This is a genomic window from Pseudomonas sp. KUIN-1 (assembly GCF_009176725.1).
Lineage (GTDB): Bacteria > Pseudomonadota > Gammaproteobacteria > Pseudomonadales > Pseudomonadaceae > Aquipseudomonas > Aquipseudomonas fragariae.
Genome location: NZ_AP020337.1, coordinates 156,984 through 170,538, shown reverse-complemented (window position 1 = coordinate 170,538; position 13,555 = coordinate 156,984). Strand labels below are relative to the sequence as shown.

At 61.8% G+C, this 13,555-nt stretch carries 11 protein-coding genes; 10 read left to right on the top strand and 1 reads right to left on the bottom strand.

Features of this window, described 5'->3' with window-relative positions; genetic code table 11:
- From KUIN1_RS00815 to KUIN1_RS00790, 6 genes are all read left to right on the top strand, one after another.
- Complete coding sequence (locus KUIN1_RS00815) at nt 1–1,842, top strand: ABC transporter ATP-binding protein (RefSeq protein WP_103714292.1); 1,842 nt, start codon at nt 1–3, stop codon at nt 1,840–1,842.
- On the top strand, nt 1,839–2,150 hold the full coding sequence (locus tag KUIN1_RS00810) for a (2Fe-2S)-binding protein (RefSeq protein WP_003318115.1): 312 nt from the start codon (nt 1,839–1,841) through the stop codon (nt 2,148–2,150). The genes KUIN1_RS00815 and KUIN1_RS00810 overlap by 4 nt, the downstream gene beginning before the upstream one ends.
- On the top strand, nt 2,129–3,538 hold the full coding sequence (locus KUIN1_RS00805) for an FAD/NAD(P)-dependent oxidoreductase (protein WP_116886690.1): 1,410 nt from the start codon (nt 2,129–2,131) through the stop codon (nt 3,536–3,538). Before KUIN1_RS00810 ends, KUIN1_RS00805 begins: the two co-directional genes overlap by 22 nt.
- Nucleotides 3,535–4,704: an NAD(P)/FAD-dependent oxidoreductase gene (locus KUIN1_RS00800; RefSeq protein WP_057458113.1), complete on the top strand. Its 1,170-nt coding sequence runs from the start codon at nt 3,535–3,537 to the stop codon at nt 4,702–4,704. Before KUIN1_RS00805 ends, KUIN1_RS00800 begins: the two co-directional genes overlap by 4 nt.
- Complete coding sequence (gene argE / locus KUIN1_RS00795) at nt 4,701–5,858, top strand: acetylornithine deacetylase (RefSeq protein ID WP_011266226.1); 1,158 nt, start codon at nt 4,701–4,703, stop codon at nt 5,856–5,858. Before KUIN1_RS00800 ends, argE begins: the two co-directional genes overlap by 4 nt.
- A gap of 114 nt (nt 5,859–5,972) precedes the next feature.
- A complete protein-coding gene (locus KUIN1_RS00790) occupies nt 5,973–7,430 on the top strand; it encodes an NAD-dependent succinate-semialdehyde dehydrogenase (protein ID WP_116799757.1) in 1,458 nt (485 codons plus the stop codon).
- Between the two features lie 602 nt (nt 7,431–8,032).
- Here KUIN1_RS00790 and KUIN1_RS00780 read toward each other — a convergent pair.
- The gene (locus tag KUIN1_RS00780) at nt 8,033–8,962 is read right to left on the bottom strand and encodes a 2-hydroxyacid dehydrogenase (protein ID WP_024650917.1); all 930 of its coding nucleotides are present in this window, start codon (nt 8,960–8,962) and stop codon (nt 8,033–8,035) included.
- Nucleotides 8,963–9,246: 284 nt separating this feature from the next.
- On the opposite strand from KUIN1_RS00780, the gene gabT reads away from it, so the two are divergent.
- The 4 genes from gabT to KUIN1_RS00760 all read left to right on the top strand — a co-directional run bounded on the left by gabT (nt 9,247) and on the right by KUIN1_RS00760 (nt 13,378).
- Nucleotides 9,247–10,551: a 4-aminobutyrate--2-oxoglutarate transaminase gene (gene gabT / locus KUIN1_RS00775; RefSeq protein WP_024640406.1), complete on the top strand. Its 1,305-nt coding sequence runs from the start codon at nt 9,247–9,249 to the stop codon at nt 10,549–10,551.
- Between the two features lie 81 nt (nt 10,552–10,632).
- Entirely contained in the window at nt 10,633–11,289 is a 657-nt protein-coding gene (locus tag KUIN1_RS00770; RefSeq protein ID WP_032619826.1) for an HAD family hydrolase, read from the top strand.
- A gap of 47 nt (nt 11,290–11,336) precedes the next feature.
- The gene (locus KUIN1_RS00765; RefSeq protein WP_002555947.1) at nt 11,337–11,825 is read left to right on the top strand and encodes an Lrp/AsnC family transcriptional regulator; all 489 of its coding nucleotides are present in this window, start codon (nt 11,337–11,339) and stop codon (nt 11,823–11,825) included.
- Nucleotides 11,826–12,002: 177 nt separating this feature from the next.
- Nucleotides 12,003–13,378 (top strand): IS3-like element ISPsy9 family transposase gene (locus tag KUIN1_RS00760; RefSeq protein ID WP_152091779.1). Its coding sequence is split into 2 segments (ribosomal slippage): nt 12,003–12,474 and nt 12,474–13,378, totalling 1,377 coding nucleotides; the frame shifts between segments, so codons are not numbered across the junction.
- Nucleotides 13,379–13,555: the final 177 nt, after the last annotated feature.

Genomic DNA, 13,555 nt, shown 5'->3' with positions numbered 1-13,555 from the left:
ATGAGCCAGTTGATTCGTGTGCAAGACCTGCGCGTGGTTGCCGATGGCGACCACGGCGAGCTGGAGATCGTCAAAGGCGTCAGCTTTGCGCTGGAAAAAGGTGAAGTGCTGGCACTGATCGGCGAGTCGGGCTCCGGCAAGACCACCATCGCGCTGGCCCTGCTCGGTTACGCCCGACGCGGTTGCAAGCTGGCCGGAGGGGTGGTTCAAGTGGGCGAGCACGACATGCTCAGCCTGCCCGAAAGCCAATTGCAGGGCCTGCGTGGCAACCGCGTGTCCTACATTGCGCAAAGCGCCGCAGCGGCCTTCAACCCGGCGAAAAAGCTGATCGATCAGGTGATCGAGGGCGCGCTGATTCATGGTCTCGGCAGCCGTGCGGAACTGGAAGCCAAGGCCGTCGAGCTGTTCCGCGACCTGGCGCTGCCCAATCCGGAAAGCATCGGCCGGCGTTACCCGCATCAGGTCTCGGGCGGCCAGTTGCAGCGCGTCATGGCGGCCATGGCGCTGATCAGTGATCCGTTGCTGGTGATCCTCGATGAGCCGACCACCGCACTGGACGTCACCACGCAGATCGACGTGCTGCGCGCGTTCAAGCGGGTGGTGCGCGACCGGGGTGCCACCGCGGTCTATGTCTCCCACGACCTTGCGGTGGTGGCGCAGATGGCCGATCAGATCGTGGTGCTCAACGGCGGGCGGATCATCGAACAAAGCAGCACCGCCGCGCTGCTCAAGGGGCCAGTGGACGCCTACAGCCGCAGCCTGCTGGCGGCGGCGCGTCCGGATAAAGTGCTGAGCCCGGCCAGCGAGGTGGTCAAGGACAGCACGCTGTTGACCATCAAGGGACTGACGGCGGGCTACGGCAAAAAGAACCTGCAGGGCATGCCGATGATTCGCGTGCTGGAAGACATCGACCTGACCATCCGCCGTGGTCAGGCCATCGGCGTGATCGGCGAGTCGGGGTCGGGCAAATCGACGCTGGCCCGTGTGGTCGCCGGTCTTCTGGACCCGGCGCATGGCAGCCTGACCTTCGACGGAGCCGACTTGTCCGGCACCCTGGCGGGACGTACCGAAGAGCAATTCCGGCGCATCCAGATGGTGTTTCAGAACGCCGACACCGCGCTCAATCCGATGCACAGCATCAGCGCGATTCTGGCGCGCCCGCTGAAGATGTATTTCGGTCTGAAGGGCAAGGCTCTGCGCGAGCGCATCGACGAACTGATGGACCTGGTGCGCCTGCCCCGCGAGCTGGCCGAGCGGCGCCCCAACGAACTGTCGGGCGGGCAGAAACAGCGCGTCAACCTGGCCCGTGCGCTGGCGGCCAAGCCCGACCTGATCCTCTGTGATGAAGTGACCTCGGCGCTGGATACCGTGGTGGGTGCGTGCATCCTTGAACTGCTCGGCGAACTGCGCCGCAAGCTCGGGGTTTCATACCTGTTCATCAGCCACGACATCTCCACCGTGCGCGCGCTGTGCGACGACATCGTGGTGATGTACAGCGGTCACAAGGTCGAAGAGGGCAGCCGCGAAGCCTTCAGCCGTGTGCCGTTCCACCCTTACACCGATCTGCTGGTGCATTCGGTGCCGGAACTGCGTCAGGGCTGGCTGGAAACCTGCGGTGTGACCAGCGGCAACCTGCCGCCCATCAGCGCACCGGCCAACAATCCGGAGCTGTGCACCTTCCTCAATCGCTGCCCGGCCCGCATCGAAGGCCTGTGCAACAAGACTGCGCCGGGCCGTCGCGTGATCGCAGGGGGCAGCGAGATCCTTTGCCACCGCGACAGCGACGAGCTGCAGGCCGTGCAAGAAAACCTGAATCCTGAGACCGTGGGAGCTTACGCATGAATGGCCGCTTTGTGAGGCTGGGCGAGCGCGATCGCCCGGTCGTAAGCCTGATGGTCGATGGCGCGCCCATCGAGGCATTGCAGGGCGATACCCTGATGGTGGCGTTGCTGACCCGCAAGGCGACATTACGCCAGTCCGAGTTCGACCCGGGACGCCGTGCAGGTTTTTGCCTGATGGGCGCCTGTCAGGATTGCTGGGTCTGGACCCGCAGCGGCGAGCGGCTGCGCGCCTGCTCCAACGAAGTCCGCGACGGACTCGACATCGTCACCACCCAACCGGAGGCGAAATGGCCACTTCTTCACGGTTAGACGTTCGCAACCCTGGCAGCCCCAGAGTGGTCATCATCGGCGCCGGCCCGGCAGGCACCCGCTGCGCCGAAACCTTGCTGGCTGCGGGCATCAAACCGATCCTGATCGACGAAAACCGACGTGACGGCGGGCAGATCTATCGCCGTCAGCCAGAAGGCTTCAAACGCGATTATTCGGCGCTGTATGGCACCGAAGCGGCCAAGGCGCGTGACCTGCATGAAAGCTTCGATCGCTTGCGCCCGCAGATCGACTACCGCCCCGACACCCTGGCCTGGAACCTGACCCGAGGCGAGCTGTGCTGTGCCAGTCAGGGCGTGCACACCGTGGTCGAATACGACGCACTGATCCTGTGTGCCGGGGCCACCGACCGCCTGATGCCGATCAAGGGCTGGCAGCTGGCAGGCACCTACAGCCTGGGCGGCTCGCAGATTGCGCTCAAGTCGCAATCGGTCTCGATTGGCAGTCGCGTGGTGTTCATGGGCAGCGGTCCGCTGCTGTACCTGGTCGCCAGCCAGTATGTTAAAGCCGGTGCCGATGTCGCTGCAGTGCTCGATACCTCACCGTTCGGCAAACGCGTCAGCGCGATGCCCAAATTGCTGGCGCGCCCCGGTCTGCTGTTCAACGGCATGAAACTGCTGGGCCAACTGTACAGCGCCGGGGTGCCGGTGCACCTGGGCGTGCAGCCCGAGGAAATCATCGGCAGCGAACAGGACGGCGTGACCGGCGTGCGTGTGAAGCTGGCCAATGGCAACGCGCTGAGCGTCGATTGCGATGCCCTGGCGCTGGGTTATCACCTGCGTCCGGAAACCCAACTGGCTGATCTGGCCGGCTGCCAGTTACGCTTCGACGAAGCGTCCGGGCAATGGGTGCTGGCAGTCGATGAAGAGGGGCGTACTTCGGTCAAGGGTTTTTACGCCGCAGGTGACGGCGCGAAGATTCGTGGCGCCGATGCCGCGGAACAGGCCGGGCGACTGGTGGCGATGGCGCTGCTGGAAGACCTCGGCCGACCTGTGGATAACTCGCGCCAGGCAGAGGTGCGCAAGAGCCTGGTGGCGATGGATCGCTTTCGGGTCGGGCTGGCCGAGGCGTTTCCGTGGCCTGCGGCCCAGGCGGCGGTCTTGCCCGATGACGCCATTGTCTGCCGCTGCGAGATGATCAGCGCCGGTGAACTGCGCGGCGTCGTACGAGAAAAGGGCGCCTGCGAAGTCAACCGCGCCAAGGCCTTCAGTCGCGTCGGCATGGGCCGCTGCCAGGGCCGTTACTGCTCGCAGGCCGGGGCCGAGGTGATCGCTGCCGAAGCCGGTGTGCCGGTCGAACAGGTTGGTCGTCAGCGCGGTCAGGCACCGGTCAAACCGTTGTCGATGCTGATCGACGAGGTGGCATCATGAAGCAGCCAAAAGTGGACGTACTAATTGTCGGCGGCGGCTTCATGGGCTCGGCATCAGCGTTCTTTCTGCGCCAGCGCGGCAAGTCAGTGACGCTGCTGGAGCGCGACGTGATCGGCCAGTACGCCAGCGGCGTGAACTTCGGCAACGTGCGCCGTCAGGGTCGGCATCTCGGTCAGCTGGAACTCGCCAACCGCTCCAGAGCCCTTTGGCAGCGGCTGCCGGAGCTGATCGGTGAAGACCTGGAATTCCTGCCCAGCGGCCACATGCGCGTCTGCTATCGCGAGGACGAAATCGCCGAGCTGGAAGCCTACGCAGCAGCCCCGGAAGCCCGCGAGCTGGACCTGAAAATCTACAGCGGGCAAGCGCTGCACGAGCGCTTTCCGTTTCTCGGGCCGGACGTGAAGGGCGGCTCTTACGCGCCACACGATGGCCACGCCAACCCGCGCCTGGCAGCACCGGCTTTCGCCCGCGCAGCGATTCGGGCCGGGGCGCGGATCGAAGAGCGTACCGAAGTGGCTCATGTGGAAAAGGTCGGTAACGAATTCGAAGTCACCACCACTGACGGGCGCATTTTCAGCGCTGATCAGTTGCTGATTACCGCTGGCGCCTGGGGACAGAAACTCTCCACGCAGTTTGGCGAATCCGTGCCGCTGGACACCCATGGTCCGCAGATGGCCGTCACCGAGCCGGTGCCGTATGCACTGCCGACAGTCATCGGCGTGTTCACCAAAATCCCTCACGAAGTGATCTACTTCCGGCAGATCGCCCGCGGCAACATCGTCATCGGCGGTGGTTTTCGCAGCAAGCCGGACATGATCAACCGCCGCGCCTACGTCGAACCGCGCAGCATCATCAACCAGGTGCAGCAGATGCGTCGCCTGTTGCCCGGCGTCGGCAACCTGAACATCATCCGCGTGTGGAGCGGCATCGAAGGCTACACGCCGGACTCGCTGCCAGTGATGGGCCGCAGCGGCAAGGTCGACGGCCTGTTCTATGCGTTCGGCTTCTGCGGCCATGGCTTCCAGCTCGGTCCGGGCGTGGGCGACGTGATGGCCGAACTGATCAGCACCGGCACGACCAGCACCTCGATCAGCCCGTTCGACATCCGCCGTTTTGACGTCAGCCTTGCGGACAACCTCACTGAACAGACGAGTAAAGCCTCATGAGCCCCCGCGCACTGGAAATCCTCAAGCGTCTGATCGCCTTCGACACCGTGTCGTCGGAGCCGAACATGGCGCTGATCGAATACGTCCGCGAACTGCTGGCCAGCAAAGGCATCGAGTCGCTGATCGTCAAGGACGAGACCGGCAAGAAAGCCAACCTGTTCGCCAGCACCGGCCCGCGGGAAGTGCCGGGCGTGCTGCTGTCCGGCCACACCGACGTGGTTCCTGCGGCCGGTCAGGCGTGGACGATGCCACCGTTTCAGGCGACCCTGCGTGACGGGCGCATCTACGGCCGTGGCACCTGCGACATGAAGGGCTTTATCGCCCTGGCTATCGACGCGATGCTCGATGCTGCGGACATGCCCCTGACGCGCCCGCTGCAACTGGCGCTGTCCCATGACGAAGAGATCGGCTGCGTCGGCGTGCGGCGGCTGCTCGACGTCCTGCATCTGGCACCGGTACGTCCGTTCCTGTGCGTGGTTGGCGAGCCGACCCTGATGCAGTTCGCCGTCGGTCACAAGGGCAAGGCGTCCTATCGCACCTTCTGTCGAGGTCAGGAGGCGCATTCCTCGCTGGCCCCAAGAGCGGTCAACGCGATTCACCTGGCCAGCGACTTCATCGCCGAACTGCGCAAGAGCCAGAAGCAGATCGAACAGCAAGGCGCGCGTGACGAGGGTTACGACATCCCTTACAGCACCGTACACATCGGCCGTATCGATGGCGGCAAGGCGCTGAACATCGTGCCCAACCTGTGCACCCTGGAATTCGAATACCGCAACCTGCCGGGCGACAATCCCGATGCGTTGCTGGAGCAGTTACGCGAGCGTGCCGAGGTGCTGGTACGTGAAGCGCGACAGCTGTCGGGTGTGGCAGACATCGAGATCGAGGTCATGAACGAATACCCGGCGCTGGAGACCCATCCAAGCGTTGAGGCGGTGCGCCTGCTGCATGCGTTTGCCGAACCGGGCACACAGCACATCAAGGTCTCGTATGGCACCGAGGGTGGTCTGTTCGCCGGGCGCCTCAACGTGCCGGTGGTGGTCTGCGGGCCAGGCTCCATCGAGCAGGCACACAAGCCGGACGAGTTTATCGACGAGAGCCAGATGGACGCAGGCGAGCGCTTTTTGCAGAGCCTGCTGGGCTCGCTGAAGCAGTAGAGGCTGCCGTCCGCAGGCAAATTTCAGCATCGGACGCTGCCGTTATCGCGCTTTCAGCATCCTGGACTGTGGCGTCTGCCTAGACTGGCAATCATCCCGGAACAGGACTCGATCATGCTCAAGAATCAGTTGAAAGACCCCAGCCTGCTGGTAGACCGCGCCTACGTCGATGGGCAATGGATCAGCGCTGACGATGGTGCCACCCTGACCATCAGCAACCCGGCCACCGGCGAGGCGCTGGCGCAGGTGCCGGCCCTGCAGGGCGTCGAAACACGGCGTGCCATCGAGGCGGCTGATCGCGCCTGGCCCGCGTGGCGTGCACGTCCCGCGGCCGAACGCGCGGCGCTGCTGGAGCGCTGGCATCAGGCGATGCTCGACAACGTCGAAGACCTGGCGCTGATCATGACCTTTGAGCAGGGCAAGCCGCTGAACGAGGCGCGCGGCGAGATCCGCTACGGTGCCAGCTTCGTCAAATGGTTCGCCGAGGAGGCACGCCGCTCGTACGGTGAAACCATTCCCGCGCCCAGCGCAGACCGTCGCTTGATGACCCTCAAGCAACCGGTGGGCGTCTGCGCCGCGATCACACCGTGGAATTTCCCCAACGCCATGATCACCCGCAAGTGTGCGCCGGCCCTGGCTGCCGGGTGCCCGATCATCGTCAAACCATCGGACCTCACGCCCTTGTCAGCCCTGGCGCTGGCGGTGCTGGCCGAGCGCGTGGGCATTCCTGCCGGGGTGTTCAACGTCATCACCGGCATGCCCACCGACATCGGTGAAGAGCTGACCGGCAACCCGGTGGTGCGCAAGATTTCCTTCACCGGTTCGACACCGGTCGGCCGTCTGCTGATGCGCCAGAGCGCCGAACACATCAAACGTCTGAGCCTGGAACTGGGCGGCAACGCGCCCTTCATCGTGTTTGACGACGCGGACCTGGAACAGGCGGTGACGGGCATCATGCTCAGCAAATTCCGCAACGCCGGGCAGACCTGCGTGTGCGCCAACCGGATTCTGGTGCAAAATGGCATTTACGACCGTTTTGCTGCACGGCTGGTGGAAGAAGTGAGCAAGCTCAAGGTCGGCAACGGTCTGGAAGAGGGCGTGACCATCGGCCCGTTGATCAACCCGGCAGCGGTCAGCAAAGTCGCCCGGCATATCGACGATGCGCTGAGCCAGGGGGCGAAACTGCTGCACGGCGGTTCTCCCGACGGCACCAGCCAGTTCGTCCAGCCCACGGTATTGGGCGATACCCACGCAGGCATGCTGCTGGCCAACGAAGAAACCTTCGGCCCGGTCGCGCCACTGATGCGCTTCACAGATGAAGCCGAAGCGCTGGCACTGGCCAACGCCACGCCCTATGGCCTTGGCGCGTATTACTTCACCCAGGACCTGCGCCGCTCATGGCGTTTCGGCGAAGCGCTGGAGTTCGGCATGGTCGGCCTCAACACCGGCATCATCTCCATGGAAGTCGCCCCCTTCGGCGGCGTCAAGCAGTCCGGCCTGGGCCGCGAAGGCTCCAGCTACGGACTGGATGAATACCTAGAAGTGAAGGCGTTTCATGTGGGTGGGTTGTAGAGGCGGAGAAAACAGCGAGTCCCCTTCGCGAACAAGCGAAGCGTCGCCCGGTTCGCTCCTACGGCCTGCGGCCAGAATCAAAAGCAGACCGTATTCGCCTTGGCTTCTGCCCGAAGGGCGTAGGAGCGAACTTGTTCGCGAAGACTGACGTTCACACAACCTGGCTTCCGGACATAAAACGCCCGTTTTCGAGGATCAAAGCACGAAGCGCGCAACCATGCCGTTGAGGTCGATTGGCAGGCGTGGCAGTTGAGGCAGCTTTCGCGAACAAGCGAAGCGTCGCCCGGTTCGCTCCTACGGCCTCAGGCCAGAATCAAAAGCAGACCGTATTCGCCTTGGCTTCTGCCCGAAGGGCGTAGGAGCGAACTTGTTCGCGAAGACTGGCGTTCACACAACCTGGCTTCCGGACATAAAACGCCCGTTTTCGAGGATCAAAGCGCGAAGCGCGCAACCATGCCGTTGAGGTCGATTGCCAGGCGTGGCAGTTGAGGCAGCTTTCGCGAACAAGCGAAGCGTCGCCCGGTTCGCTCCTACGGCCTCCGGCCAGAATCAAAAGCAGACTTGTGTATGACGCGGGGTGCGAGCGTGGGGGCGATCGTCAGTTAATAACCCTGGCCGCGATCCACCTGTCCTTGCATCGCTTCACCACGCTCAAAACGGCGGATGTTATCGAGCAGGCCAGGAAAGGCGCTTTCCGGCTGGGTCATGGCCGCCACATGCGGGGTCAGCAGGATCTTCGGGTGTGTCCAGAACGGATGGTCGGCTGCTGCCGGTTCCTGCTGCAGCACATCCAGCACTGCAGCACTGAGTTGACCGCTGTCCAGCGCTCCAATCAGCTCCGCTTCCAGCAGATGCCCGCCACGGCCCATATTGATCAGCGCGGCGCCCTTGGGCAATTGTTCGAAAAGCCGACGATTGAGGATGCCTTCGGTCTGCCCGGTCAGCGGCAGCACACACAGCAAAATGTCGCACTGCCCCAGAAATGCGTCCAGTTGCTCTTCTCCGGCATAGCACTGCACAGCGTCGATTCGATGCTCGCTGCGCGCCCAGCCCGACAGCTCGAAACCGAACGGTTTGAGGCTCGACAGAATATGCTGCGCCTGCAACCCCAGCCCCATCACGCCGACTCGGCGTTGGTTCGCCGGTATCAGCGGGTGAGCTTTCCAGACGCCTTCAACTTGCTGCTGCCGATAACGCAGCATTTCCCGGTGCAGGCTCAGCACGGCAAAGGTTGCGTACTCACACATCGCGTGACTGATGCCGGGGTCCAGCAGACGCACCACCGGCAGCGTTTTCGGAATACGGCTCAGGTCCAACTGGTCCACACCCGCCGACAGGGCGAACAGCACTTTGAGGTTGGGCAGCAGTTCCTGCAGATCATCGGGCGCCAGCCAGGCGCCCAGATAGTGGATGTCGGCCGGGTCGCCGATGTCCGGCCATACCCGCCACTCGATGTCCGGCGCGTGCTCGGCAAACAGGACGCGCCAGCGTTCGGCACGTGCGGGATCGGCTTTGTAGAGCAGGGCGGGCATGGGCGTTTCCTGAGCATGAAAGGGGAGCCCCATCATGCCGCAAATGCAAAGCATGATCTGTCGAAACGCCTGCTTCCTGGCCGCTCCAATGTCCGAAAAGCGCGGCTGTCCGGCAGATTGCATGGTGATGTGCGGGCATGAAGGAATCTGCCGTTTGCAAGGCGAAAAACAGTCGATATGGACATCTGAGGGGGCAAGTTCGGCGTAGATCATTTCGCTGAACGCTTAACCTGAACAGCATCGCAGCCACCCCGCCGGCTGCCTGGCCCACGACAGGTATAACCATGAACAGCAAAGTCGACGAAACCCCTCATCTGCTCCGCCAGCGCGATCAATTCGTGCCGCGCGGGATTGTCACGGCTCACCCGCTGGTCATCGACCGCGCGCAGGGTTCTGAACTGTGGGACGTCGATGGCAAACGCTATCTGGATTTCGTCGGCGGTATCGGCGTGTTGAACATCGGCCATAACCACCCGAACGTGGTCGCGGCGATTCAGGCGCAACTGACCAAAGTCACCCACGCCTGCTTTCAGGTGGCGTCCTACCAGCCCTATCTGGATCTGGCCAAACGCCTGAGCCATCTCATTGCGGGGCAGAGCGGCATCGATCACAAGGCGGTGCTTTTCACCTCCGGCGCCGAAGCGGTCGAAAACGCGGTGAAAATCGCCCGCGCCCACACCAATCGCCCGGCAATCATCTCGTTCCGTGGCGGCTTTCATGGCCGTACGCTGCTTGGCACCACGCTGACCGGCATGAGCCAGCCGTACAAACAGAATTTCGGCCCCATGGCGCCTGAGGTGTTCCACACCCCGTACCCGAACGAGTATCGCGGCGTGACCAGCGAAGTCGCGCTGGCGGCGCTGCATGAACTGCTGGCGACCCAGGTTGCCCCGGAGCGCGTGGCGGCGATCCTGATCGAGCCGATGCAGGGCGACGGCGGCTTCCTGACTGCGCCAGTCGAGTTCATGAAGGCCCTGCGTGCGCTGACCGAACAACACGGCATCGTGCTGATTGCCGATGAAATCCAGTCCGGTTTCGGGCGTACCGGCAAATGGTTCGGTTTCGAGCATTCGGGCATCCAGCCTGATCTGGTGACCGTGGCCAAGAGCCTCGCGGGCGGCATGCCGCTGTCGGGCGTGGTCGGGCGTGCCGAGATCATGGACGCACCGCTTCCGGGCGGCCTGGGCGGCACCTACGGCGGTAATGCGCTGTCCTGCGCCGCGGCACTGGCAGTGATCGACACCTATGAGCAGGAAAACCTGCTGGCACGTGGCGAACAGCTGGGCGAACACCTGCGCGCCGGTCTGCTCAAGCTCAAGGAGCGTTACGCCTGCATTGGCGACGTGCGCGGCACCGGTTTCATGCTCGCCATGGAGATGGTCAAGAATGACGCGGCACGCAGTCCGGACGCTGATCTCAACCAGAAGGTGATCGATCAGGCGCGTCTTGGCGGCCTGCTGGTGATCAAGTGCGGCGTGTACCGCAACGTCCTGCGCTTCCTGGCTCCGTTGGTGACTACCGAGCAGCAGATCGATGAAGCGCTGGGCATTCTCGACGCGGCGTTGGCACGAGTATTGAAGTCCAGCTGAGCGCAAGCGTGATCGCAGCTGTCGCGAGACGCTGCGATCACCCGCGCCGGGAATCATTGTTGAATGGAGACGTTGCCTGCCATGGGGCTTATTGATTACCGCGCACTGCTGATCGATTGTGATGAAGTGCTGGTGGACCGTGATTCGGGGGTCTGGTCGGCGTTGCAGCCGTTGCTGGACAACAGCCTGAACACGCCGGCGAAAGACCAGGTGCTGACCGAATTCAATGACGTGGTCCGCACCTTGTACCCACGCTTTGACGAACTGGGCTTCAGCGGCCTGCTGTGCTTCGCGCACCGCCAGCTGGCCGAACGCCTGGGCATCAAGGCCAGTTGGGAAGAGGGCATGACCTTCGCCCGCTCCGTGCCGAACTGGACGCTGTTCGAAGATGCGCCAGGCGCGATGCTCTACCTGCGCAAGTTCTATCGATTGCTGGTGTACGCCGACCGCGACCTGCAGGATCGCGGTCTGCTGTGCGAGCGACTGGGGCTGGAGCCCGACAGCCTGCTGTCACTGACCACCCACCCGCTGGACGACACGGGCTGGCTTGCCGATATGGATCTGGAGCCGCGCGAAACCCTGTTTGTCTCCCGCCCCCCGGCCTCGGCGCTGGCGAGCGGTGGGTTGTGCCTGATCCGGCGTGGTCGGGAACAGCACAGCCAGCCCTGCACGGCGGATATCTGTATCAACAGCATGGCTGATCTGGTCGCTCAGCATCAGTTGTCTTTACGGCGCTGATTTTGCTAGAAGGTAGGCACCGTGAATGGCAATACATGAGGTAGGTAATGGAAGGCTTGGTCAAACTGGATCGGATTGATATCAATATTTTGGTAGAACTCCAGAAAGACGGGCGCATGACCAACGTCAGCCTGGCCGATGCCGTCGGACTTTCCGCGAGCCCTTGCCTGCAACGCGTCAAACGCCTGGAGTCGGCAGGTTACATTTCCAGCTACAAGGCGCACCTTAATCTGGCCAAGATCACCGAATCGGTCACCGTGTTCACGGAAATCTCCCTCAGCGACCACAAGCGCGAAGACTTCGCCAAATTCGAAGCCAACATCCGTCACGTCGACGAAGTGCTGGAATGCCACCTGATCAGCGGCGGCTACGACTATCTGGTGCGCTTCATGACCCGCAGCATTCAGCATTATCAGGAAGTGATCGAAGAGCTGCTGGACAAGAACATCGGCATCTCCAAGTACTTCAGCTACATCGTCATCAAATCCCCGGTCATGAAAGACGGCGTCCCGCTGCGCAAACTGTTGCGCCACTGAAGCTCTAGCCCGGAGAGGACGCAGAGCGTCCAGAACGGCATGCCCACGCGGAGCATGGGCACGATGGTGTTTGCCCGGACACCTCGCGCGCTACCCGTTCCGCGATCTCCCTGACGACTATCGTTCCTCACGCTCTGGTGTGACCCCCGAAGGTTGGATGCAACCTTTGGAGGCGTCATGGGTAAATATACAGAGCAGGCAAAACTCGCAGCCGTGAAAGAGTATTGTGCCGGCAAGGCAGGTTTGAGGGATGTTGCGCATCGCCACGATGTGGACTTTTCCTGCCTTCGTCAGTGGGTCGCGGCTTATCAGATCCACGGCCCAGCCGCTCTTAAAGAGAAAAGGCGACAGCGTTACAGTGACGAATTCAAGCTAGCTGTTTTGAAGCGCATGCATGATGAGCGATTATCACTGCGCCAGACAGCGGCCTTGTTCGATATCCGTCAGTTCGGCATCATCAATCTATGGCAGCGCCTTTTTGACGAAGGTGCTCTTAACGCATCCTCAAAGCCCCCTAAGAAAGTTGGACGCCCAAGAAAGATGACGACGCCCCTTCCCCCTGTGAACTCCGCTCCGATCAACGATGAATCGCGCTCGCGTGACGAGTTGCTTGCCGAGGTGAAGCAACTGCGGATGGAGGTCGATTATCTAAAAAAGCTCGATGCCTTGGTTCAGAAGAAGCAACGAATAGCGCAGCAGAAAAAGCGCAAATCGTGATGGAACTGAGGCCTTTACATCCTCTGGACGGCCTGCTGAAGTTTGCCGGTCTGGCACGCAGCACTTTTTACTATCAACAAAAGGTACTGCTGGCAGATGACAAATACGCCGGGCTGAAAGACCTGATTCAGGCAACTTTCTACGAGCACAAGGGCCGGTATGGCTATCGTCGCATCACGGCAGCTTTGCGCAGGGCGGGCCATCTTGTGAACCACAAGACGGTGCAGAAACTAATGGGGCAGCTAGGCCTGAAGAGCCTGATACGCGTGAAGAAATACCGTTCCTACAAAGGCGAAACAGGCAAGGCCGCGCCTAACCTGCTAAAGCGTGATTTCAAAGCGCAATACCTTAACCAGAAATGGGCCACCGACGTGACCGAATTCAAAGTAGGAGGCCAGAAACTCTATCTGTCGCCGATCATGGATCTGTACAGCGGCGAAATCATTTCCTATGCGATTGCCAGGCGCCCGCTGTACTCCATGGTCGACGAAATGCTTGAAGGAGCATTTAAGCGGCTTGGACCGCATGAAAAGCCGATTTTGCATTCCGACCAGGGCTGGCAATATCGGATGCCTATTTACCAGCGACTGCTCAATGAGAATTCGATCGCAGCCAGCATGTCGCGCAAGGGTAACTGCTACGACAACGCGGCTATTGAGAGCTTTTTTAGCACGCTGAAATCCGAATTTTTCTACCTGAACAAATTTAACGATCTGGATGAGCTTCAAGCGGGTATCGAAGAGTACATTGAGTATTACAATCACTCACGCATAAAACTGAAGCTTAACGGCCTGAGTCCTGTGGAATACAGAATGCAGGCCGCCAAGGCAGCGTAGGTGGATAATTGTCCAACCTTCGGGGGTCACACCACTCCAGCGTGGGAACGCCTTGCGTGACGCTCCGCGTCACATATCTGCGCCGCACCGCACACGTAGCCCTGAGTGCCGGCAAAGAATAGGTATGTCTGAAATTCTGGCATAGCGCTACTATCCGGACGGCACTTTGGCCGGGCT

What these genes read in the sequence shown, in the direction of transcription:
- KUIN1_RS00815 (WP_103714292.1), top strand. Translation starts at nt 1, where the DNA reads ATGAGCCAGTTGATTCGTGTGCAAGACCTGCGCGTGGTTGCCGATGGC.
- KUIN1_RS00810 (WP_003318115.1), top strand. Translation starts at nt 1,839, where the DNA reads ATGAATGGCCGCTTTGTGAGGCTGGGCGAGCGCGATCGCCCGGTCGTA.
- KUIN1_RS00805 (WP_116886690.1), top strand. Translation starts at nt 2,129, where the DNA reads ATGGCCACTTCTTCACGGTTAGACGTTCGCAACCCTGGCAGCCCCAGA.
- KUIN1_RS00800 (WP_057458113.1), top strand. Translation starts at nt 3,535, where the DNA reads ATGAAGCAGCCAAAAGTGGACGTACTAATTGTCGGCGGCGGCTTCATG.
- argE (WP_011266226.1), top strand. Translation starts at nt 4,701, where the DNA reads ATGAGCCCCCGCGCACTGGAAATCCTCAAGCGTCTGATCGCCTTCGAC.
- KUIN1_RS00790 (WP_116799757.1), top strand. Translation starts at nt 5,973, where the DNA reads ATGCTCAAGAATCAGTTGAAAGACCCCAGCCTGCTGGTAGACCGCGCC.
- KUIN1_RS00780 (WP_024650917.1), bottom strand. Translation starts at nt 8,962, where the DNA reads ATGCCCGCCCTGCTCTACAAAGCCGATCCCGCACGTGCCGAACGCTGG.
- gabT (WP_024640406.1), top strand. Translation starts at nt 9,247, where the DNA reads ATGAACAGCAAAGTCGACGAAACCCCTCATCTGCTCCGCCAGCGCGAT.
- KUIN1_RS00770 (WP_032619826.1), top strand. Translation starts at nt 10,633, where the DNA reads ATGGGGCTTATTGATTACCGCGCACTGCTGATCGATTGTGATGAAGTG.
- KUIN1_RS00765 (WP_002555947.1), top strand. Translation starts at nt 11,337, where the DNA reads ATGGAAGGCTTGGTCAAACTGGATCGGATTGATATCAATATTTTGGTA.